Raw genomic sequence first — 21,800 nt, forward strand, 5'->3', positions numbered from 1 at the left:
TTCTGGCTCTGGCTCTGGCTCTGGCTCTGGCTCTGGCTCTGGCTCTGGCTCTGGCTCTGGCTCTGGCTCTGGCTCTGGTTCTGCACTGGAAGCCTGCTGTGGCAGCATCAATTGCAATGCCAGGCCGCCACCATTCCCGGGCAGAGCAGGGGGCTTCTCATCCGCCTGATGGTCGACCCAGTGCAAAAGCTGCAGATGAAACAGAACCGACAGCACGATTGCCGGGAACCACAGCGCAAGGGTCTTCAAGCACCCACCGTCAAGGGGACTCAAGGTCCTGCAAGGTGATCAGTTCGATCGAATGGATGCCGGCAAGTCTGGCATCCGTCAGCACCTGACGAAGCAGCACCACAGGGGTTGCAGCGTCCGCCTTGATGGCCAGCACCGGATCAGCCGAGGCGACAGCCGAATCCGCTGCCGACAGATTCAACTTGTCTTCATTGACAATCCCGCGAGGGGAGGTGGCCTGCATTGCGCGCAGTTCGTCAGTCAGTCGGCCTTGCGGCACGGCAGTCTCATTCAGCATCATGGCGCCAGTTGCATCCAGGTAGAGCACAGGTCGCGCCGTCTGTTCAGCGCCGGACCTGCTCATTGGTGCATCGACGGGCAAGGGATCCGGCTGACGGATGGTGCCGGCTACCATGAAGAAGATCAGCAGCAGGAACACGATATTGATCATCGGAATGAGATTGTCATCCGAAGGAACTGGGCGGATTGTAGAGGCTCGCAGCTTCACGTCCGTCGATCAGTGCAGTGCGGACAGGCTGAGCAAGGTCGCACCTGCCAGATGAAGCGTGTCACTGGCTGCGATCAATTCTTGCAGCGCTACGTCGTCACCGGCATCAAGTCGAATCGGGGTGGATTCCGCGATGGCTGCCACGACCAGTGGATGTGTTGGCAAGGTATCGATGGTCCCTGCACGTGTTTCGTTGATACTGATGCTGCCGTCTGCCGACAGGTGCAGACGCAGCCAGTGCTGCTCGGCCTGATCCTGAGCGCCAAGGTCCGCAACGACGGCCAGTTCGATGACCTGTTGCCGGGAAAATTGCGTGCTCAACATGAAGAACAGCAGCAGAATGAATACCACATCAATCAGTGGTGTGAGACTGATTCTGAGCGATCTGGCTGGAGACTCAACCAGCCGCATCGAGGGTATCCGTGCCGGCCATGGGGGCGGGTTGTGTACGCTGTCGTACGGTGGCGGTAAACACCTGCGTTACCGTATCCTCCATCCGGTGAGCATGATGTTCGGCCCGGCGATCCAGCCATTGATGGGCGAGGGTGGCTGGTATGGCAACGGCAAGGCCCACTCCTGTGGTCAGCAATGCCTGCCAGATGCCACCGGACAGAATCGAAGGGTCTATCCGGGAGCCGGCCTGCTCCATCTGTCTGAACGCTTCGATCATGCCGAGAACGGTGCCGAACAATCCCAGCAACGGGCTGATGGTGGCGATGACTTCCAGGGTACGCAAGTGGCTTCTGAGTCGCTGCATGTCGGCGCTGGCGAGGCGTTGCAGCTCTTCGCGCAGCTGGGCTTCCGAAACAGCACTGGCCAGGCTGCCTTGCATGGCTACCCGCAGCAAGCTGGCGACACCTCGCTCTGCATGGACAATCCCGGCGATGGCGTCCTTCTGTTTGCCGTTCTGCCAGTGCAGTAGCGCCTGGTGTATTGCATCGCGGTTGCGGCTACGTTCAGCGAACAGCTGCACGGCCTTCACCAGGACGATGCTCAGGGCTGCCACCGACAGAAGCAGAAGCACAAGGGTTACTGGTCCGCCCAGAGAAATGATCTGTCCGAATGAACCGGGAACCTGTTGCAGCAGCACTGCCGACAAGTCTTGCTGCATCTGCATGCTCTCTTTGCCTGGCCCGCAGCCAGAGAGCTGCGGGCCTGACTGTTCGAGGGGGGCTTATTCGGCCGAGTCGGCGCTGTCAGCCTGCAGATGCTGGTAGTTCTGCACACCGATTCGGTCGAGCAGCTCCAGCTGGGTTTCCAGAAAGTCGACGTGAGACTCTTCGTCTGCAATCAGCTCCTCGAACAGATTCTTGGAGACAAAATCCTTTTCCGCTTCGCAGATATCCCGTGATTCGATGTACGACTTCAGCGCCTCGTGCTCGCCGGCAAGGTCGCATTCCAGTACTTCCTTCACATCCTGGCCGATTCTCAGGCTGGACAGCGTTTGCAGATTGGGGTGTCCGCCGAGGAAGATGATGCGAGCGACCAGTTTGTCAGCGTGTTGCATTTCTTCAATGGATTCTTCACGTTCCTTCTTGGCCAGCTTGGTCAGACCCCAGTCTTCAAGCAGGCGAAAATGCAACCAGTACTGATTGACTGCACCCAATTCGAGAAACAGCGCCTCGTTGAGGCGTTCGATGACCTTGTCGCTACCTTTCATGATTGATGCAAACCCTTGGGTGATTGACCGTAATTGCCAGCAGGATCGGAAAGTTCGATCACTGCAACGATTCGATCACACATGATACATGAGGCGCGGAATGGTATCGCCTTGCCCCGTAGCTGAATAACGGTCTGCACACCCTCGCGATCCGGGATGGCATGCGGGCGAAAGCCACCGTGGCCCCGCCCGAGAACGGTGGGATCAGGCTGCTACCGGATTGGAGCCCGTCAGCTCGCTTTTGGAAACAAACCGCATCTCGGCTTCTCGTATCGTGGCTTCTGCCAGAGGAAAGCAGTTGCAGCAGCGTGGACAGGCGCCCAGCTCACCGTAGACATTGTCCGGACAGAGGTCAGGGTTGCTGCAGTTGGACTTCATGCATTCGACAGCATCACCGATATCGCTGGCTGTGAGGCGGTTGCAATGGCAGACGATCATCTGGAGATCTCGCGTGTTTACTTCACCGATTGGCGGCTGGGTTGTAGCATAACTTGATAATAGTAGAAAGACAAATGAGAATCATTGCTTTTTACCTGTATTCTTGTGACCATCTGAACACATCCTTCAACAACGTCACGTCATGTCAGACCCCGTGTCCAATGCAAGTTCACCGACCGGAGAAATCGAGGTAGAAGAACGAACGGTTATCGTGAAATCCGGTCGCATCCATGCCCCTGAGCTGTTGGGTGATCTGCGTTTGTTGCTCATCGAGCACAATGGTGAAGATTATGTATTGCGTGTCACCAAAAACAACAAGCTGTTGCTGACAAAATAAACCCGGTTGACCCGGTTGACCCGGTTGACCCGGTTGACCCAGCCAAGCCCGAGCCAAGCCCGAGTCAAAGCCGGGCTCAAGCCGGGCCTGAGACAATCCGAACCTTGTTCGGGCCAAGGCAGGAAACGGCGTAAAGTTCGAGCCTGCAGAGCCAGATCCCGCCTCAGATACCAGTCTGATGCACTAGAAGGGCAGCAGGCGACCGACGGTCCCGGACGATTGTGCCGGTAGTGCCGAGTCGCCTGCCGCTGGAAATCTGTACTCTCTGGTCAGGCGCTTGCAGCGGCAGTCAGCGTCTGCACGACCTCGAAGCCTTCGAATTTCGGATGTTCCAGATAGAGATCACCATGACTACCGGCACCCTTGTGGGCGTTGCGGAATGCTTCCGAACGGGTCCATGCCTCGAAGTCCGCCTTCGAACGCCACACGGTATGGGAGGAATAGAGTGTGTACTCCTCGGTCTCAGGGCCGCGCAACAGGTGGAATTCCTCGAAGCCGGGCAGGGTGGAGAGTTGCGAATCTCTGGACTTCCAGACCTGTTCGAATGAGGCTTCCTGGCCGAGTCTGACCTTGAATCGATTCATGGCGATGAACATCACGGGCTCCTGAGTGCGCTTTCATGCGCAGCATTAAATGATAACGATTCTTATTATCATCTCAAGTCGGCGTGACAATCAAGGACGAATTCTTCGCCTTCTACCGTCAGGAAGAGTCAACCCGGGAGGCAAGCCAGTTTTTCTCTCAGTTCGAGTCGCTGGGGTTGTGCACTTTCAGACGGGGTTTTTCCGGTTGTGGGTCAACCACTTCGCCATACAGGACAATCTTGTAGTCACTCAGGGTGTAACCCAGTTCCGTGGCAATTTCCTCCAAGCGGTTCTCGATGATTTCATCCTTGAATTCGGCAACCTTGCCGGTTTTCAGACAAACGATGTGATCATGGTTGTCGCCGGTATCAAGTTCGAAGATCGCCTGACCGCCATCAAAGTGGTGGCGGGTGACCAGTCCGGCCGCTTCGAACTGGGTCAGCACTCGGTACACCGTAGCCAGTCCCACCTCGTTACCGTTATTGAGCAATGTCTTGTAGACATCCTCGGCACTCATGTGATGTTGTTCGGCTTCTTCGAGAATTTCCAGAATGCTGATGCGTGGCAGGGTGACCTTCAGCCCGGCCTTGCGTAAATCGCTGTTTGCGGTATTTTTTTTCATGGTATCCACATCATTCTGGTGGGTATTCCTGTTCAACTCCGAAGTGTACACAAGTCTATGGAGGGATAGAATAACGCGCGCCAGCCACTACCGTGGTGCGCGGACTCGAAGCATTGTCTACCGGTGTGATCTTCTTCTGATTGCGCAACGCGAAAGTCGGCGGTGGCAGTGTTACCATTTTGGCAATAACCTTCAGGACCTCTCGTGACTCAGACAGCTTCTTCAACTTCCACCGGCAGGACCTTTCTGCTGGAGCCTGCGACTGCGCTGAGCGGCACGGTGCGTGTACCCGGTGATAAATCGATGTCTCATCGTTCCATCATGTTCGGTGGCATTGCACACGGTGTTACCGAGGTGCAGGGATTTCTGGAGGGCGAAGACAGCCTGCATACCCTGGAGGCGTTTCAGGCCATGGGTGTGCGCATCGAGCGCGGTGGTGCAGGTGAGGTGACACTGTATGGTCAGGGCGTTGAAGCGCTGTCTGCGCCGACTGCCCCCATCTACCTGGGGAATTCCGGTACGGGCATGCGTTTGCTGACCGGTCTGCTGGCGGGCATGAATATTCCGGCCACGCTTACCGGCGATGACTCCCTGACGGGGCGGCCCATGCGTCGCATCGTCGACCCACTGAGTCGGATGGGGGCCAGTATTCTCACTGCTGACAATGGCACGCCACCGTTGATCATCCAGAAGGCAGGGTCGCTGAACGGCATCGAGTACACCTGCCCCATGGCCAGTGCCCAGGTAAAATCGGCCGTGCTGCTGGCGGGGCTGCATGCCAGTGGCACCACCACGGTTCATGAGCCTGCCATCACTCGTGATCACACCGAACGCATGCTGCGCGGCTTTGGTGTCGAGGTTGAAGTCGACGGTCTGACTGCCTCCATTCGTGGCGGGCAGTCTTTGACAGCCACATCGCTGACAGTGCCGGGCGATATTTCCTCTTCAGCCTTCTTTCTCGTCGGTGCGAGCATGACGCCCGGTTCGAAGCTTGTGCTGACGGGCGTCGGCATGAACCCCAGCCGTACCGGTGTCATCGATATCCTGCGCCTGATGGGTGCCAATATCCGCATCAGCAATGAACGGCTGACTGGTGGCGAGCCCGTTGCCGATCTCGAGGTGGAAGGAACCCGCCTGAAAGGTATTCACGTGCCCGAAGAGCTGGTATCACTGGCCATCGATGAATTTCCGGCCTTGTTTGTCGCGGCCGCCGCGGCCGAAGGTGAAACGATAGTCACCGGAGCCGAAGAATTGCGGGTCAAGGAAACTGACCGCATCCAGGTCATGGCCGATGGGCTGCGAGCCCTGGGCGGTGACATCAGCGATACGCCAGATGGGGCAATCATCCGTGGCAAGCGACTGACTGGCGGAACGGCAGACAGCTGTGGTGACCACCGCACCGCCATGTCGTTTTCCATGGCCTCTCTGATCTGCGACGGCCCCATCACGGTGCTCGATTGCGACAACGTGAATACCTCGTTTCCGGGCTTCGTGCAGATTGCGGGCGATGCCGGATTGCACATCACGGAGTCCCGTGGTGCTGCGGGCGCATGATTTCCGGGCGCACTGATTCATGAGCGATATTCCTGTCATCACCATCGATGGGCCATCAGGGGCCGGCAAGGGCACGATAGCCCGGCAGCTGGCCACCGAATTGAGCTTTCATCTGCTCGATAGTGGTGCGGTCTATCGCGCTGCCGCTCTGCACGCGCTTGATCGCGGCGCCGATCTGGATGATGAGGCATCGGTTCTGGTGGCTCTGCAAAGCATGAAGGCGACCTTCAAACCTCACCCCGAAGGGGTGCAGGTGTGGCTTGATGACCGAAATGTAACGTCCGATTTGAGGCTGGAGACAACCGGTAACGCCGCGTCTCGCGTGGCCGTCATGGCCGGTGTCAGAGAGTCGGTTCTTGATGAACAGCGCAGTTTTCGCAAGGCTCCCGGCCTCATTGCCGATGGGCGAGACATGGGCACTGTGGTGTTTCCGGATGCCACCTTGAAGGTGTTTCTGTCGGCATCGCAGCAAGTGAGAGCGGAGCGACGCTCTAAGCAGTTGAAAGAAAAGGGAATCAACGTTACAATGGGGAGCTTGCTGCAAGAGATAGGTGCGCGCGACGAACGTGACAGTTCCCGCGAGCATTCGCCGTTGGTTGCTGCCCACGACGCGCTCATCATCGATTCCAGTGATTTATCCATCAACGAGGTGGTAGCGCAGATCAGGTCCGCGCTGTCTGCTGCCGATACGGTCGGGTGAATTCAGCTGGTTTGTCCCTTGCATCAGTAGCGTGGGCTCGTTCAATACATCGTTTACGCATGCACGGCATGCATTGATCAACCTGCAACAACGTACCGCCAGACCATGAGGGTCCGGTTTTTTACAACCAACACATCGCCTTGTCACGAAGACACTGCGTCATTCACCTAACAGGTTTACTACTTAATGTCAGAATCTTTTGCGGAGCTCTTCGAAGAGAGTATCTCCAACGCCCAGATGAAAGTCGGTTCCATTCTCACTGGAACAGTTGTCGACATCACGGGCGATTACGTCATCGTCAATGCCGGACTCAAATCCGAAGGCGCAGTGCCTATTGAAGAGTTCGAAGACGAAAATGGCGAAACCGATGTCAAGATCGGTGACAGCGTTGAAGTTGCACTCGATTCCGTCGAAGACGGTTTCGGAGAAACCAAGCTTTCTCGCGAAAAGGCACGTCGTGCTCGCTCCTGGACCGTACTCGAAAGAGCTCAGGAAAACGACGAAATCATCAAGGGCAACATCACTGGGAAGGTCAAGGGCGGCTTTACCGTTGAAGTCTGCGACATCCGCGCATTCCTGCCGGGTTCACTGGTAGACGTACGTCCGGTACGTGACACCAGCTACCTCGAAGGCAAGGAACTCGAATTCAAGGTCATCAAGCTGGACCAGCGTCGCAACAACGTCGTCGTTTCACGACGTGCTGTCGTTGAGTCGGAGTACAGCGCAGAGCGCGAGCAACTGCTCGAGAATCTGCAGGAAGGTCAGGAAATCATGGGTATCGTCAAGAACCTCACCGACTACGGTGCGTTCCTTGACCTGGGTGGTATCGATGGTCTGCTGCACATCACCGACATGGCGTGGAAGCGCGTCAAGCATCCTTCCGAGGTTGTGGAAGTCGGTCAGGAAATGCAAGTCAAGGTCCTCAAGTTCGACCGTGAGCGCAACCGCGTATCTCTCGGTCTGAAGCAACTGGGTGAAGATCCATGGGTCGATCTGACGCGTCGTTATCCGGAAGGCTCACGCCTGTTCGGCAAGGTCACCAACATCGCTGACTACGGTTGCTTTGTAGAGATCGAGGAAGGCGTTGAAGGTCTGGTTCACGTCTCCGAAATGGATTGGACCAACCGCAACGTCAACCCGAACAAGGTCGTTGCACTGGGTGACGAAGTCGAAGTCATGATTCTCGACATCGATCAGGAGCGTCGTCGTATCTCTCTGGGTATCAAGCAATGCAAGCCGAACCCATGGGAAGACTTCTCCGAGTCATTCAACAAGGGTGACAAGGTTGCCGGTACCATCAAGTCGATCACTGACTTCGGTATCTTCATCGGTCTGGAAGGTGGCATTGATGGCCTCATTCACCTGTCCGATCTTTCCTGGAACGAGACTGGCGAAGAAGCCGTTCACAACTACAAGAAGGGTGACGAGATCGAAGCGGTTGTACTGGCCGTTGATCCCGAGCGTGAGCGCATCTCACTGGGTGTGAAGCAGATCGATCGTGACCCATTCGGTCAGTTCGTCGCTGATAGCCCGAAGGGCAGTATCGTCAAGGGTACGGTCAAGGAAGTGGATACCAAGCATGCCATCATCGATCTGGGTGACGGTGTTGAAGGTGTACTGCGTGCTTCCGAGATCTCTCGTGAACGTGTCGAAGATGTTCGCCAGCACCTGAAGGAAGGTGAGGAAATCGAAGCGAAGTTCATCGGTACCGATCGCAAGTCACGCATGCTGAGCCTGTCCATCAAGGCGAAGGACTATGCCGATGAAGCAGAGGCCATGAGCGACTACAATGAGTCTGCTTCAGAGCCTGCCGGCACGACGCTGGGCGATCTGTTGAAAGAGCAGCTGGGCAACCTGGACAAGTAGTTCTGACAGGCCTATACCCTTTGTTCTGAAGTCGCCTGTTCCGGACAGCTCCCTTGACGGAGCTGTTCGGGGCGGGCACTCTTCGTTTGGAACAGTGGAAACCGCATTTCATTGCATCGTCATTGCATACAAGAACGCTGAGAACGGACGTGACAACAGGTGAGAAATGAGCGAACGTTCCCGCACTGATAACAGTTTGACCAAATCGGATCTCATCGAATCCCTGGCGCGCAATCAGGGTCATCTCGCGCCAAAGGACGTCGAGCTTGCCGTGAAGAGTCTTCTCGAGAAGATGAGTCAGGAGCTGGCCAGCGGCGAACGTATCGAGATTCGTGGCTTTGGCAGTTTTTCACTGCACTTTCGTGAAGCCAGAATGGGACGCAACCCCAAGTCAGGGGATGCCGTGGCACTACGAGGCAAGCATGTGCCTCACTTCAAGCCCGGCAAGGAATTGCGAGAGCGTGTCAATAACGGCACGGGTGGCGTCAACGAGACGTCCGAGTCCTGCCAGGATGATGAACACGACTGAAGGTGACAGTCGCTGCAAGTGCAAGCGACCTCCCGCAAGTCATGTCCTGATTCTGTTGCACGGCCAACCATGGCAACATCGTCCGGGCGATACTGAGAGTCGGCTGACATACCGTGTTCATTCCTGATCTGTTGTGGCTACTGCTGCCCGTTGCAGCGATGGCTGGCTGGTTTGCCGCCAAACGCAATGACGCTCGCAGACCCGACGCCTTCTGGGATTACACCAAGCACTTTCACCAGGATCTGAACGTGTTGCTCTCGGAGCAACCGGACAAGACCCCCGAATTGTTCGAAGCCCTCTCGGGCACCAGTCGGGATACGGCCGAAACCCATATTGCGCTGGGAAATCATTATCGCCGGCGTGGCGATATGGAGCGAGCCGTATTGCTGCACCAGAGTGTCATCGACAAGGTGGAACTGCACGCCGATATTCGGGATACGGCGCGTGTCGAGCTGGCTCGAGACTATCGATCGGCCGGCCTGCTGGATCGTTCCGAACAGGTGCTGCACGAATTGCTCGAGTCCGAGCACCGACGAGACGATGCCTACGAAAGCCTGTTGCAGTTGCATGAGCAGGAGGCGGACTGGCAGCAGGCGATAACGGTGGCCATCGAGTTCGATCGCTCTACCGAACGCAAGCTGGGGCCGAGAATTGCGCACTACTACTGTGAACTGGCCGCGCAGTCTGAAAAGCTGGGTGAGCGCGACGAGGCCACGGAGCGCCTGTTGCAGGCGGTCCGTCATCATCCCGGTTGCGCACGTGCGCTGATGATGCAGGCTTCGCTGGCGTTGGCAAGCGGTGACTATGATCGGTCTTTGGAGCTTTACGATCAGGTGGAATCGTTGCGTTCCGAGTTGATGCCCGAGATCATCGACTCGCGCTTTCAGGCATTCAAGGCGGCCGGTGATCAGGAGCGACTGCTGAGTTTCGTCAAGCGCATTCGCGAACAGCGGAATGCCTATTCGGTCATCAGAAGCACGCGCCAGATCATTGCCGAATTGCACAGCGATGCACTGGCGGATCGCTTCTTCAAGGAGCAGATTCTGCGACGCCCTTCATTGAAGGGATTGCGCGACTGGGCGCACGATCAGGTCGAGCTGAGCAAGCCCGGTGAGCGAGACAAGGTCCGGGTGATATGTAACTTGCTGGATCAGGTGATTGAAGATAAACCGGTTTATCGCTGCAATTCCTGCGGATTTCAGGGTAACGTGATGCACTGGCGTTGCCCCGGTTGTGGACGTTGGGACAGCGTATCAACCATCATCGGCGTGGAAGGCGAATGAACAGAATAATCACGGCACTGGATTTCAATGAACCGGGCAAGGCGCGCGCACTCGTGGAGCGACTGGACCCTTCGCTGACGCGTCTCAAGATCGGCAATCAGCTCTATACGCTGGCAGGGCCTGCCTTGGTGGAAGAGTGCCAGAAGGCCGGATTCGATGTGTTCCTGGACCTGAAATACCACGACATTCCGAATACGGTCGCCAGTGCCGTTGAAGCGGCAGCCGGCATGGGTGTCTGGATGGTCAATGTGCACGCCAGTGGCGGCCCGGCGATGCTGGAGGCGGCGCGCAATGCGGTCAGGCAATTCGATCGCAGTGCCGAGCAGGGTGGCGGGACTCGCCTGATTGCCGTCACGGTGCTGACCAGTCTGGACCGCGGCGAACTGGCCAGTGTCGGGCTGGATGTCGAGCCCGTCGATCAGGTCAGTCGGCTGGCAACACTGGCGCGTCAGGCCGGTCTGGATGGCGTTGTCTGTTCGCCTCACGAGGTCGCGCAGATTCGGGCGATTGCCAGGAACAACTTTCTGACCGTGACACCCGGGGTGCGGCCCGATCAGGCCTCCAGTGCCCCTGTCGGCAATATCTCCAGTCACGGTGGACGACCCGATGACCAGCGACGCACGCTCACTCCGTTTGACGCCATTCTCGGCGGCAGTGACTATCTGGTGATTGGCAGACCGATCACTCAGGCGAAGTCGCCGGTGGATGTGTTACACGCCTTGAATGCAGAAGTGCAGATCGCCGCTTCACAACTGACAGCCACAACGCCGCCAAGCACGGCAGACATCGATGCATGAGTACTGATCAAAAAGTCTATATTTCTGCCCAGCAGTTGCTGGAAGACTCACTGGAGCTGGGACGGCAGATTCTGGCCAGTGACTTCCGGCCGAACTTCATCGTGGGTGTCTGGCGAGGTGGTACACCTGTTGGCATCATGGTGCAGGAACTGCTGGATTTCTATGGGGTGCATACCGACCATATCTCCATTCGCACCTCCAGTTATGCGGGAATCAACAAGCGCGACAGCAAGGTTCGTGTGCATGGTTTGAGCTATCTGACCCAGAAGATGAATGCCGAAGATTCTCTGCTGATCGTCGATGATGTGTTCGATACCGGTCTGAGCGTCAAGAGTATTCTCGACAAGATGCGAGTGCGGTCGCGCAAGAACCTGCCGCATGACATTCGTGTGGCTACTGCGTACTTCAAGCCGGGCAAGAACAGGACGGACTTCGAACCGGACTTCTGCGCCCACAAGACTGAAGACTGGCTGATCTTTCCCCACGAGATGGATGGCCTGTCGCTGGATGAAATCAAGGCCAACAAGCCGCATCTGTTGCCGGTCATGAAATCGCTGGAGGGCATCATGGAACCGGTCAAGTTGCGCAAGGGCGATTGACCGCGATCGTTGCATCCATCATGGTGTTGAAGGATGATTAAAAAAATTCGTCCGAAGCTTGTCGTGGAGGCATAAACTGCCTACACTTCGCATGCGCTGCCGGAGTGGTGGAATTGGTAGACACGCCGGATTCAAAATCCGGTTCTGGAAACAGAGTGCGAGTTCAAGTCTCGCCTCCGGCACCAAGCGCTCGGCTCCGGCCTTATTCCACCTTATCCCCCCAAGAAAGACCATCCGTGGACAAGGCTGCCAAATCCTCATCTTCCGATCCTGACTCCTCCGCCAATCGTGATGCGGCCGAGTCTGCATTCCGCCTCAGTGATTTCCACTACGAGCTGCCAGCCGAACTGATTGCGCAGGTGCCGCTGCCGAATCGCAGTGACAGCCGCCTGATGGTGCTGAATGCGAACCTTGCCGACGCCGACGCCGACGCCGACGCCAGCACCAGCACCAGCACCAGCACCAGCACCAGCACCAGCACCAGCACCAGCACCAGCACCAGCACCAGCACCGAATCAGGAGTGGGGCAACCTTCCGGGTCTGCGACAGCTGCCGTCCTTCATGCCAGCGTGCGCGATCTGCCCGGACTGCTCAGGGCCGGGGACCACCTGGTCTTCAACAACACACGGGTCATTCCGGCTCGGCTGTATGGCAGCAAGGCATCCGGTGGCAAGCTGGAGATGATGCTCGAACGAGTCGGTGCAGACGGTCGGGTGCTGGCGAAGATCCGGGCCAGCAAGTCGCCCAGGCCGGGCACGCTCATCACGCTGACTGGCAGAACGGATGAAGCCGGTGCAGCCAGTCGCTTTGAAGCGCGGGTGGTTGGCAGGCAGGACGATCTTTTCGAGCTGGAAGCGGCTCATGAAGGTAACGAAGCGCTGACCGATTTCATTGCCAGGCACGGTGATATCCCTTTGCCGCCCTATATCGAACGAGCGCCGGATCAGCACGATGCCGAGCGCTATCAGACGGTCTTCGCGCACTCGCCCGGAGCAGTGGCAGCGCCGACGGCCGGTCTGCACTTCGACGAGTCGCTGCTGCAGGCTCTGGCACAGGCTGGCATCAGTCACAGTTTCATCACACTGCATGTCGGGGCAGGGACATTCCAGCCGGTACGGGTGGAAGACCCTTCACGGCACGTCATGCATGCCGAACGCGTCAGTGTGGACAGCGACACTGTCGAGGCCATTGCCAGAGCGAGAGCTGCGGGCGGGCGGATCGTGGCCGTCGGTACGACATCGGTCAGGGCGCTGGAGGCTGCGGCCGCCGAAACCGGTGAGCTGGCGCCTTTCAGCGGTGAAACCCGTCTGTTTCTGGTGCCGGGCTCGCGGTTCCATGTCATCGATGGCATGGTCACCAATTTCCACCTGCCCGAATCCACTCTGCTGATGCTGGTGGCCAGCTTTGCCGGTCTGGACACCACCCTCCAGGCCTATCGACAGGCAGTGCAGGAGCGCTACCGGTTTTTCAGTTACGGCGACGCCATGCTGGTGTGGCCACAGTCTGGAGTGCGTGCGTGAATTTCAGTTTTGATCTGCTCGGAAGCGACGGTGCGGCCAGGCGTGGACGCCTGCATTTCGACCGCGGAACCGTGGAAACGCCAGCCTTCATGCCGGTAGGGACCTATGGCACGGTCAAGTCGGTCACGCCCGAGGAGATCCGCGAAATAGGTGCCGAGATCGTCCTGGGCAACACTTTCCACCTGTGGCTGCGACCGGGCACGGATATCATCAAGATGCACGGTGATCTGCACGATTTCATGCATTGGTCCGGCCCGATTCTCACCGATTCCGGTGGTTTCCAGGTGTTCAGTCTAGCCAAGCTGCGCAAGATCGACGAAAGCGGTGTGCGCTTTCGCTCTCCGGTCGATGGCTCGGAGGTCTTTCTCAGTCCGGAAGAATCCATGAGAATCCAGACAGATCTGGGCTCCAATATCGTCATGGCCTTTGACGAGTGCACGCCGTATCCGGCGACATACGAGCAGGCTGCGGAGTCCATGGAACTGTCCATGCGCTGGGCAAGGCGTTGCCAGCAGGCGTTTGGTGAACTGCAGAATCCGAATGCCCTGTTCGGTATCGTGCAGGGTGGCATGTACGAGGATCTTCGCAAGCAATCCTGCGAGGCGCTGGTTGAACTGGACTTCCCTGGCTATGCCGTGGGCGGACTGGCAGTGGGCGAGGAGAAGTCCCTGCGTGACGCCATGCTGGACACCACCGTGCCGCATTTACCTGCCAATCGACCGCGCTACCTGATGGGGGTGGGCAAGCCTGAGGACATCGTGTCGTCCGTCTTGCGCGGTATCGACATGTTCGATTGCGTGTTGCCAACTCGCAACGCCCGTAATGACTATATCTATACCCACCGCGGCGACCTGCGATTGCGCAACGCCCGGTTTCGCACCGATACCGGTCCGATCGATGAAAACTGCGGCTGCTATACCTGCCGGAATTATTCACGAGCGTACCTGTACCACCTGTCAAAGTGTGGCGAGATACTGGGTTCACGACTCAACACGATCCACAATCTTTACTACTACCAGGAGCTCATGCAGGGTATCCGCAAGGCACTGGACGAAGAACGTCTGGATGCATTTGTCAGGGAATTCGAAGCCCTGCGAGCCAGCGGCGCCTGAATACCGGTCGCGGAAACCACCGGTTGATGCTGTGGTCTATGGCATAATTGCGCGTTACTTTCCGCCGTCACTTCAAGAGTCGTTTACATGGATTTCTTTATCAGTAATGCATATGCCCAGGGCGCTGGCGCTCCGGGTGGGTCCCTGATGGGCATTCTGCCGCTGCTGCTCATGCTGCCGGTGTTCTACTTCCTCATGATCCGCCCACAGCAAAAGCGCATGAAGGAACACAAGGCCATGGTCGCAGCCTTGAAAAAGGGTGACGAAGTCGTTACCAATGGTGGTCTGGGTGGCACCGTTACGAAAGTGGGTGATGCCTACATGTCCATTCGGGTCGCTGAAGGTGTCGAGGTCAATGTGCAGAAGCATGCCATTGCCGCTCTGTTGCCCTCCGGTACCCTGAAGAATATCTGAGTTCCACCCCCTTACGTAAAGACCAGCCGCAACAGCATGACCAATACCAATCCTCTCTGGAAAACGCTGCTTCTGGCAGTTGTCATGATTATTGGCGTGCTGTTTGCGCTGCCGAACCTGTTTGGCAGTGACCCTGCCGTACAGGTGTCGGCACGCTCTGCAGAGCTGACCAGTGCCGATGTCAGTCAGTTCGACCGAATCCTTGCCGATGCCGGCTTCACCGATGTGGAAGTTCGCCAGGAAGAGGGGCGATACCTGGCGCTGTTCAAGAGTGAAGACGATCAGATTCGGGCGCGCGATGAACTGGCAGAGAAGCTGAACAGCAACAATTACATCACCGCGCTGAATCTGGTGGATGCCAGTCCCGAATGGCTGCGCAGCATTGCACAGCCCATGTTCCTGGGACTGGATCTGCGAGGTGGAGTGCACTTCCTGATGGAAGTGGACATGGACGCTGCCATCAACACGGCAGAAGAACGCTTCATTCCCGCCTGGAAACGCGAAGTGCGTGAAGCAAAGATTCGGGGCACTTCCATACAACATTCCAAGGGCGTCCTGAGTGCACGCTTCAGGGACGTGGCCGAACGCGATCAGATGCTGGACGTCTTTCGTGAAGACGGCGTCGATCTCGATTTCGAGACCTCCGAAGACGGTGAATACGCCTACATCACGGCCAATCTGACCGAGGTCGCCACGGAGGCCGAACAACGCAGTGCCTTGCAGCAGAACATCGTTACGCTGCGCAACCGAATCAATGAGCTTGGTGTCTCCGAGCCAGTCATTCAGCAGCAGGGGCTGGACCGCATCGTCGTGCAGCTGCCAGGGGTGCAGGACACGGCACGCGCCAAGGACATTCTGGGCGCCACAGCCACGCTGGAATACCGACTGGTTTCCAGTCGTTCCGATGCCCGGCCTTACACCCGTCGGGACGATGGTTCCACCATCATGCTGGACCGGGACATCATTGTCACCGGTGACCAGATCAAGGACGCCTCTTCCGGCATCGATCAACAGTCGGGAACACCGGCCGTGTTCGTCAACCTGGACAATTCAGGGGCGAGACGCATGCAGGAAGTCACGCAGGATAATGTCGGCAACCCCATGGCGGTGGTCTACATCGAGAACCGCATCGAGAACATCAAGGTCAATGGCGAGGACGTCAAACGCGTCTCCAAGGTTGAAGAGGTCATCAGCGTCGCAACCATCCGTGATGTTCTGAGTCATCGCTTCCAGACGACTGGTCTGGGCGCTCAGGAAGCGGCTGACCTGGCGCTGCTGTTGCGCTCAGGTGCCTTGAAGGCGCCCGTACAGATCGTTGAAGAGCGCACGGTAGGCCCCAGCCTGGGCAAGGACAACATTCGTCAGGGCTTCATGTCCGCAGCGGTCGGCCTTGCCGTGGTCGTGGTCTTCATGGCCGTCTATTACCGGGTTTTCGGCATGATTGCCGGCCTGGCTCTGGTGACCAATGTCGTGCTGATTGTTGCCGTACTCGGCGCACTGACCGCGACGCTGACGTTGCCGGGCATAGCCGGGATCGTGCTGACCGTGGGCATGGCGGTAGATGCCAATGTGCTGATCTTCGAACGTATACGAGAGGAACTCAAGGCAGGGCGGGCCATTCAGGCAGCCATTTCTTCCGGTTATGACAAGGCCTTTTCGACCATCGCCGATGCCAATATCACGACGCTCATCGCTGCCGTGGTGCTGTTCAGTCTGGGCACCGGCCCCATCAAGGGGTTTGCCGTCACGCTGTGTATCGGCATCCTGACCTCCATGTTCACTGCCATCTTCGGCACTCGTGTACTGGTCAATGCCCTGTACGGTGGCCGACGTCTGACCTCCTTGCCCATCTGACGATGAACCATCAGCTTCTCTCCAGCACTGGCGGTCCGGTGCTGTCAGCTTGTTCTCCAGTCCTGATCGTTGATCACGGCTTGCGATTGTCCCCGGGATTTCTTCATGCGTAGTCTGATAAGAGACACCAACTTCGATTTCATGGGCCGCTATCGGCTGTCCCTTATCGTGTCGGGTGTCATGCTGGTTGTGGCGATTCTTGCCATTGCCATTCGTGGCTTGAGCCTGGGTGTCGACTTCACCGGTGGTTACACCATCGAGGTGGGCTACGAGCAGGCGCCGGATCTCAACGAGATTCGGGCGACTCTGGCGGAAGCGGAATTTCCGGACTCTCAGGTGCAGACCTTCGGCACCAGTACCGATGTGCTGATTCGGATGGCCCCTCCCGAAGAAGGGGCTGACAGTGCCACGGTCAGCGATGAAGTGCTGCAGGTGCTGTCCGACAACAGCGACTCGACTGTGTCCATGCGCCGAGTGGAATTCGTGGGGCCGCAGGTGGGTGAAGAGCTGCGAGAAAAGGGTGGACTGGCCATGCTGTCTGCCCTGTTCGGCATCATCGTCTACATCTGGTTCCGCTTCGAGAAGAAGTTTGCAGTAGGCTCGGTGCTGGCGCTGGTGCACGATGTCATCATCACCGTGGGTGTGTTTGCCTTGTTCCAGATCGAGTTCGATCTGACCATTCTGGCCGCCTTGCTGGCGGTCATCGGTTATTCACTGAATGACACCATTGTCGTATTCGACCGCATTCGCGAGAACTTCGTGACCCTGCGTACCGGTACACCGACCGAGATCATGAACGAATCGATCAATCAGACCCTGTCCAGGACGGTCATCACCTCGGGCACGACGCTCATGGTGCTGGTCTGTCTGTATGCCTTCGGCGGGCAGATCATCAGCGGATTTGCACTGGCGCTGATCATCGGTATCTTCATCGGCACCTATTCTTCCATTTTCGTGGCCAGTGAAATCGTATTGCAGATGGGTGTCACCAAGGAAGATCTGATGCCGGTCGAGAAGGAAGGGGCCGATCTGGACGCGATGCCCTGACGGAAAGTGAGGGCTCGGGTCCACTGATGGGCAGGTGCCGTCAGTTTTCCCAGTTGCAAGGTCATTTCCCGCAGCCGCGCTGCCATCTGTCTGGTTGAGCAGGCCTCTTCGGCATGCATCTGTTGTAGTCGAGCATTCAACAATGGCTCGCCAATCCGGCACGGTATGCGAGCACCGATCTTGCGCCGTGTTTCGGTGAGAAACAGGGAGCGTCTGACCAGATCGCCCATGTGGCTGGCGGCATGGAACAGGCGGCTGTTGTGGCCATGCACGAAGACGGGAAGAATGGTTGCCCCGCTTTTCAGAGCCAGTTTGCAGGCCAGCGGTGTCCAGGGAGCTTCTGCGGGCCTGGCCAGCGGGTGGGCCGTGATCTCGGCAGAACCGCTCGGAAAGAGAACCACACATCCTCCATTGCGTAAATGCGCAGTCGCCTTGCGGCGAATGTCGACATTCTGCCGTCTGGCCACCGAGCCGTTGTGTTCGGACAGGTCAAGAGGCATGAAATGACTGGCAGAGGGTGGCAGGCCAATGGCGTTCCAGACAATGATGCGAATGTCGGGTCGCACGGATTCCAGCATCGCGCTGATGGCCAGGCCGTCAACGACACCATAGGGGTGGTTGGCCACGACCAGCAGGGGCCCCTGGGCAGGAATGTAGGCACGAGGTGCAAACCACACGGTCGGTTTCAGATCGAATGCTGCTGCCGCCCGCCTGAAGAAGGTTTCGTCATTGGCATTATCGACGAAGCGCTGCCGTACCGCGCTGATGCCGCGACCGCGGCTGAGCCATTCGATGGCTTTCACCAGTCGCTTCTGGCGAGCTGACAGATCGGGACCTGCGTAGCTGAGATGCATGGAAAGAACCTGAAAAATCTCAGGTTAGTGCCATTGCATGACGTCTGGGTGACGCAAGAAGCCGGGCGATACATGTACGCCCGGGACTCCCTGATTGATTGCAGAGAGTGGGGTGGGGTCCTATTTGCGCGCTGCTGTCTTGTTGCGTGCTGCTGACAGAGGTTTCATGACCTCCAGCATCTGATGATGAATCCGTGGCGAGGCTGCGATGACCTCGCCTTTGCTCATCCAGTCGTCGCCGCCGTCAAAATCGTTGAGCAGGCCACCGGCCTCTCTGACGATCAGGCCGCCAGCGGCGACATCCCAGCTCTGCAGGCCGGTCAGCCAGCAACCATCGATGCGTCCGGCAGCGACATAGGCCAGATCAAGTGCCGCCGAACCCAGACGACGAATACCGCCGGAGCGCTCCGTGTAATGCCGAGTTGTACGCTGGTAGAAGTCCAGGTCCTGTCCGTCACGGTAGGGGAAGCCGGTGCTCAACAGGGCGTTTTCGAGATGGTTGGTGTTGGTGACGCGCAATCGCTTGCTGTCAAGAAAGGCCCCTTCTCCCTTGCCGGCAGTGAACAGTTCCTGGCGCATCGGGTCGTAGATGATCGCCTGAAACAGTCGCTTGTTCTGCAGCAAGGCAATCGACACACTGAAATGCGGTAGCCCATGGATGAAGTTGGTCGTGCCGTCCAGCGGGTCGATGATCCACTGATACTCGGCATTCTCGTCGCCGATCAGACCGCTCTCTTCACACAGGAAGCTGTGGTCGGAGTAGGAGCGGCGGAGGGTATTGACGATCTCTGCTTCGGCCGCTCGATCGATCTCGGTCACGAAGTCGTTGCGTTGCTTCTTTTCGATGCTCTTGGCATCGAATCGGTCAACATTCTGTGTAATGACTTTTCCGGCTGCGCGGGCAGCGCGAATGCCGATGTTGAGCATCGGGTGCATGTCTGGCTTCACTTGTCTGGGCTGAGGTGCATAGTGTAGTGCCAAACGCCCCTCGATCCGTGGCTTCCGGGACCAGTTGTGACATCATTCGCTACATGAGTGTAGAAATCGTATTCGTAATGGTGGGCACGACCCACACCGGGAACCTGGGTGCGGCGGCAAGAGCCATGAAAACCATGGGGTTCAGCCAAATGAGGCTGGTGGATGCCTGTTCGCATCTGTCGGCCGAGGCACTGGCGCGTTCATCGGGCGCCAACGATGTGCTGAAAGAGGCGCAGACCTTCGATACCCTGCAGGCGGCCATTGCCGATTGTCGGGTGGTGGTCGGAACCAGCGCCAGAGCCAGGCAGCTGGCAGTACCGCTGTTGTCCTGTCGCGAGATCGCTGAAGAGCTGGGTTCGGCCTCCAGATCCAGCCTGGCCGGGCAGAAGGTTGCCATGGTGTTTGGTCAGGAGCGCTCGGGTCTGAGTAACGAGTCACTGGACCTGTGTACGCGCCTGCTGCGCATTCCCTGTAATCCGGATTTTTCATCGCTGAACCTGGGCAGTGCGGTGCAGGTGGTAGCCTACGAGCTGTCACAGGCGCTGGTGTCGGTGCCACAGGGGGCTCCTGTGCCTCAGCCGGGCAAATGGAAGGGGAGTGATGGTGAAGCGGCTGCACCGCTGTCAACCGATCCGGACGATCTGCCGGCAACCAGCGAAGGCATGGAGCATTTCTTCGAACACCTTGACCGGGTGATGGTGTCGACCGGATTTCTCGATCCGGACAATCCCCGTCTGCTGCGACGCCGGGTTCGCCGCTACTTCGAGGCCAACCGTCCCACGGGCAGCGAGCTGGCCATTTTCCGGGGAATCCTGTCTGCGGTGGAGAATCCGCGCAAGCGAAAATAGCCGGTAAAGGTTTCTTCAAATCTCCGTAAGTTTTGCATCTCGGCTTTACACGGTATGATGTCCTACTGATCTGGTAGGAATTAGGGAAGGGCGCTTGCATGTGGCAATTGTTGAAAGAGGACGTCACCTGTGTGTTCGAGCGCGACCCTGCCGCGCGCAATCTGTTCGATGTGCTCACCTGCTATTCCGGTGTGCATGCCATCCTGTTTCATCGCCTCAATCACTGGATGTGGGGGCATGGTTTACGCTGGCCGGCGCGTTTCCTGGGCAATATTGCCCGGTGGCTGACCGGTATCGAGATCCATCCGGGAGCCCGGATCGGCCGACGATTCTTCGTCGACCACGGTACGGGGGTGGTCATCGGTGAGACGGCTGAAATCGGCAACGACGTTACCCTGTATCAGGGAGTGACTCTCGGCGGTCGTACGCTTGACGAGGGAAAACGCCACCCGACCCTGGGCAACAATGTGGTGGTAGGGGCCGGCGCCAAGATTCTGGGGCCGTTTCTGGTGGGTGATGATGCGCGTGTCGGCTCCAACGCGGTGGTGCTCGAAGCCGTGCCTTCCGGGGCCACGGTCGTGGGTGTTCCCGGTCGCATTGTCCGTTGCAAGAATCAGAACGCCAACTGCCTGGAGCTGGTTCAGGGGCATGTCAGGAGCGCCCCACAGCCGATGTTCGATGCCTATGGGGTTGCTGGCGAGACCGACGATCCGATCGAAACGGCCGTCGAGCAATTGCAGGAGCAGGTTGCGGAATTGCGCGCCGAGTTGGATCGACTCAACAAGCGGGCAGGGTGATTCCGGGGATCGGCGAGGGCGGCACTTGAATTTTCCAGACTGGCCCTAATACTTGACTGAAATGCTGGGTTATGTGATGCTCCCGGTATGGAAGACTTTCGGTTACCAATGCCATGAAGCTGACAACAAAGGGACGATATGCGGTTACTGCCATGCTCGATCTGGCACTGCATGGCGAGTCCGGTCCTGTCTCTCTGGCGGAGATCTCGGTTCGTCAGGAAATCTCGCTTTCCTATCTTGAGCAGTTGTTCTCGAAATTGCGTCGCAATGGACTGGTGATCAGTACCCGAGGTCCGGGTGGCGGCTATTCCGTTGCCCGTGAACTGCACCTGGTTGCGGTGTCCGAAATCATTGGCGCCGTCAATGAGTCGGTTGATGCGACACAGTGCGGTGGCAAGGAAAATTGTCACGGTCATGGACGATGCCTGACTCACGATCTGTGGGAAGGGCTCAGTGCGCAGATCGAGGAATTTCTCAGCAGTGTGTCCTTGCAGGACATGATCGATCGGCAGCGAGTACAGAACGCGTCACTGCGGCAGGACAAGGTCATGGTGCAGCGACCCTATGCATGATTTGGTGAATGGCGTGTGCGCGGCTGATCCGCTCACCCCGTTCGACGGTAGGCAACAGTCAGCAGTTTCCGGATTGCTGGCTACACAGCGCGGCAGCAG

The 21,800-nt window shown here is 57.8% G+C and carries 26 protein-coding genes and 1 tRNA gene; 17 read left to right on the plus strand and 10 right to left on the minus strand.

Going from position 1 to position 21,800, the window contains the following annotated elements:
* The 6 genes from ACUNV4_RS04220 to ACUNV4_RS04245 form a co-directional block, all read right to left on the minus strand.
* A partial coding sequence (locus tag ACUNV4_RS04220) for a hypothetical protein (RefSeq protein ID WP_430877247.1) occupies positions 1-249 on the minus strand: 249 nt, incomplete at its 3' end.
* A gap of 10 nt (positions 250-259) precedes the next feature.
* A complete protein-coding gene (locus ACUNV4_RS04225; protein WP_430877248.1) occupies positions 260-679 on the minus strand; it encodes an ExbD/TolR family protein in 420 nt (139 codons plus the stop codon).
* Positions 680-745: 66 nt separating this feature from the next.
* Positions 746-1,147: an ExbD/TolR family protein gene (locus ACUNV4_RS04230; protein ID WP_430877249.1), complete on the minus strand. Its 402-nt coding sequence runs from the start codon at positions 1,145-1,147 to the stop codon at positions 746-748.
* The gene (locus tag ACUNV4_RS04235) at positions 1,134-1,853 is read right to left on the minus strand and encodes a MotA/TolQ/ExbB proton channel family protein (protein WP_430877250.1); all 720 of its coding nucleotides are present in this window, start codon (positions 1,851-1,853) and stop codon (positions 1,134-1,136) included. Before ACUNV4_RS04235 ends, ACUNV4_RS04230 begins: the two co-directional genes overlap by 14 nt.
* Positions 1,854-1,910: 57 nt before the next feature.
* Positions 1,911-2,396 (minus strand): bacterioferritin, encoded by a 486-nt coding sequence (bfr, locus tag ACUNV4_RS04240; RefSeq protein WP_430877251.1) that lies wholly within the window; start codon positions 2,394-2,396, stop codon positions 1,911-1,913.
* 204 nt (positions 2,397-2,600) lie between these two features.
* The gene (locus ACUNV4_RS04245; protein ID WP_430877252.1) at positions 2,601-2,774 is read right to left on the minus strand and encodes a hypothetical protein; all 174 of its coding nucleotides are present in this window, start codon (positions 2,772-2,774) and stop codon (positions 2,601-2,603) included.
* A gap of 202 nt (positions 2,775-2,976) precedes the next feature.
* Between ACUNV4_RS04245 and hemP the strand changes: the two genes are divergently transcribed.
* Positions 2,977-3,171, plus strand: coding sequence for a hemin uptake protein HemP (hemP, locus tag ACUNV4_RS04250; protein WP_430877253.1), 195 nt, complete (start codon positions 2,977-2,979; stop codon positions 3,169-3,171).
* A gap of 269 nt (positions 3,172-3,440) precedes the next feature.
* Here hemP and ACUNV4_RS04255 read toward each other — a convergent pair whose 3' ends face one another.
* Positions 3,441-3,755, minus strand: coding sequence for an antibiotic biosynthesis monooxygenase family protein (locus ACUNV4_RS04255; RefSeq protein WP_430877254.1), 315 nt, complete (start codon positions 3,753-3,755; stop codon positions 3,441-3,443).
* Between the two features lie 157 nt (positions 3,756-3,912).
* Positions 3,913-4,377: a ferric iron uptake transcriptional regulator gene (gene fur / locus ACUNV4_RS04260; protein ID WP_430877255.1), complete on the minus strand. Its 465-nt coding sequence runs from the start codon at positions 4,375-4,377 to the stop codon at positions 3,913-3,915.
* A 204-nt stretch (positions 4,378-4,581) separates the two neighbouring features.
* On the opposite strand from fur, the gene aroA reads away from it, so the two are divergent.
* The 13 genes from aroA to secF all read left to right on the plus strand — a co-directional run bounded on the left by aroA (position 4,582) and on the right by secF (position 17,652).
* Positions 4,582-5,931 carry a 3-phosphoshikimate 1-carboxyvinyltransferase gene (aroA, locus tag ACUNV4_RS04265; protein WP_430877256.1) on the plus strand — a complete coding sequence of 450 codons (1,350 nt, stop codon included), beginning with the start codon at positions 4,582-4,584 and terminating at the stop codon, positions 5,929-5,931.
* A gap of 19 nt (positions 5,932-5,950) precedes the next feature.
* Positions 5,951-6,631 carry a (d)CMP kinase gene (cmk, locus tag ACUNV4_RS04270; RefSeq protein ID WP_430877257.1) on the plus strand — a complete coding sequence of 227 codons (681 nt, stop codon included), beginning with the start codon at positions 5,951-5,953 and terminating at the stop codon, positions 6,629-6,631.
* 186 nt (positions 6,632-6,817) lie between these two features.
* The gene (rpsA, locus tag ACUNV4_RS04275; RefSeq protein WP_430877258.1) at positions 6,818-8,497 is read left to right on the plus strand and encodes a 30S ribosomal protein S1; all 1,680 of its coding nucleotides are present in this window, start codon (positions 6,818-6,820) and stop codon (positions 8,495-8,497) included.
* A 196-nt stretch (positions 8,498-8,693) separates the two neighbouring features.
* On the plus strand, positions 8,694-9,026 hold the full coding sequence (locus ACUNV4_RS04280; protein WP_430877406.1) for an integration host factor subunit beta: 333 nt from the start codon (positions 8,694-8,696) through the stop codon (positions 9,024-9,026).
* 113 nt (positions 9,027-9,139) lie between these two features.
* Positions 9,140-10,309 (plus strand): tetratricopeptide repeat protein, encoded by a 1,170-nt coding sequence (locus ACUNV4_RS04285; RefSeq protein ID WP_430877259.1) that lies wholly within the window; start codon positions 9,140-9,142, stop codon positions 10,307-10,309.
* The gene (gene pyrF, locus ACUNV4_RS04290; protein WP_430877260.1) at positions 10,306-11,106 is read left to right on the plus strand and encodes an orotidine-5'-phosphate decarboxylase; all 801 of its coding nucleotides are present in this window, start codon (positions 10,306-10,308) and stop codon (positions 11,104-11,106) included. The genes ACUNV4_RS04285 and pyrF overlap by 4 nt, the downstream gene beginning before the upstream one ends.
* Positions 11,103-11,705: a phosphoribosyltransferase gene (locus ACUNV4_RS04295; RefSeq protein WP_430877261.1), complete on the plus strand. Its 603-nt coding sequence runs from the start codon at positions 11,103-11,105 to the stop codon at positions 11,703-11,705. The genes pyrF and ACUNV4_RS04295 overlap by 4 nt, the downstream gene beginning before the upstream one ends.
* Before the next feature lie 98 nt (positions 11,706-11,803).
* Positions 11,804-11,890 (plus strand) — tRNA-Leu (locus tag ACUNV4_RS04300).
* 51 nt (positions 11,891-11,941) lie between these two features.
* The gene (gene queA, locus ACUNV4_RS04305; RefSeq protein ID WP_430877262.1) at positions 11,942-13,225 is read left to right on the plus strand and encodes a tRNA preQ1(34) S-adenosylmethionine ribosyltransferase-isomerase QueA; all 1,284 of its coding nucleotides are present in this window, start codon (positions 11,942-11,944) and stop codon (positions 13,223-13,225) included.
* Positions 13,222-14,337, plus strand: coding sequence for a tRNA guanosine(34) transglycosylase Tgt (tgt, locus tag ACUNV4_RS04310; RefSeq protein ID WP_430877263.1), 1,116 nt, complete (start codon positions 13,222-13,224; stop codon positions 14,335-14,337). The genes queA and tgt overlap by 4 nt, the downstream gene beginning before the upstream one ends.
* A gap of 87 nt (positions 14,338-14,424) precedes the next feature.
* On the plus strand, positions 14,425-14,751 hold the full coding sequence (yajC, locus tag ACUNV4_RS04315; protein WP_430877264.1) for a preprotein translocase subunit YajC: 327 nt from the start codon (positions 14,425-14,427) through the stop codon (positions 14,749-14,751).
* Positions 14,752-14,787: 36 nt separating this feature from the next.
* Positions 14,788-16,605, plus strand: coding sequence for a protein translocase subunit SecD (gene secD, locus ACUNV4_RS04320; protein WP_430877265.1), 1,818 nt, complete (start codon positions 14,788-14,790; stop codon positions 16,603-16,605).
* A 105-nt stretch (positions 16,606-16,710) separates the two neighbouring features.
* A complete protein-coding gene (gene secF, locus ACUNV4_RS04325; RefSeq protein ID WP_430877266.1) occupies positions 16,711-17,652 on the plus strand; it encodes a protein translocase subunit SecF in 942 nt (313 codons plus the stop codon).
* Here secF and ACUNV4_RS04330 read toward each other — a convergent pair.
* Positions 17,544-18,506, minus strand: coding sequence for a 1-acyl-sn-glycerol-3-phosphate acyltransferase (locus ACUNV4_RS04330; protein ID WP_430877267.1), 963 nt, complete (start codon positions 18,504-18,506; stop codon positions 17,544-17,546). The two genes, secF and ACUNV4_RS04330, sit on opposite strands and share 109 nt — an antisense overlap.
* 120 nt (positions 18,507-18,626) lie before the next feature.
* Positions 18,627-19,442 (minus strand): inositol monophosphatase family protein, encoded by an 816-nt coding sequence (locus ACUNV4_RS04335; RefSeq protein ID WP_430877268.1) that lies wholly within the window; start codon positions 19,440-19,442, stop codon positions 18,627-18,629.
* A gap of 95 nt (positions 19,443-19,537) precedes the next feature.
* Here ACUNV4_RS04335 and ACUNV4_RS04340 point away from each other — a divergent pair, with 95 nt between their 5' ends.
* From ACUNV4_RS04340 to iscR, 3 genes are all read left to right on the plus strand, one after another.
* Complete coding sequence (locus ACUNV4_RS04340) at positions 19,538-20,332, plus strand: RNA methyltransferase (RefSeq protein WP_430877269.1); 795 nt, start codon at positions 19,538-19,540, stop codon at positions 20,330-20,332.
* 98 nt (positions 20,333-20,430) lie between these two features.
* Positions 20,431-21,129 carry a serine O-acetyltransferase gene (gene cysE / locus ACUNV4_RS04345; protein ID WP_430877270.1) on the plus strand — a complete coding sequence of 233 codons (699 nt, stop codon included), beginning with the start codon at positions 20,431-20,433 and terminating at the stop codon, positions 21,127-21,129.
* A gap of 113 nt (positions 21,130-21,242) precedes the next feature.
* On the plus strand, positions 21,243-21,701 hold the full coding sequence (gene iscR, locus ACUNV4_RS04350; RefSeq protein WP_430877271.1) for a Fe-S cluster assembly transcriptional regulator IscR: 459 nt from the start codon (positions 21,243-21,245) through the stop codon (positions 21,699-21,701).
* Positions 21,702-21,800 lie beyond the last annotated feature (99 nt).

It is taken from the genome of Granulosicoccus sp. 3-233 (genome assembly GCF_052681095.1).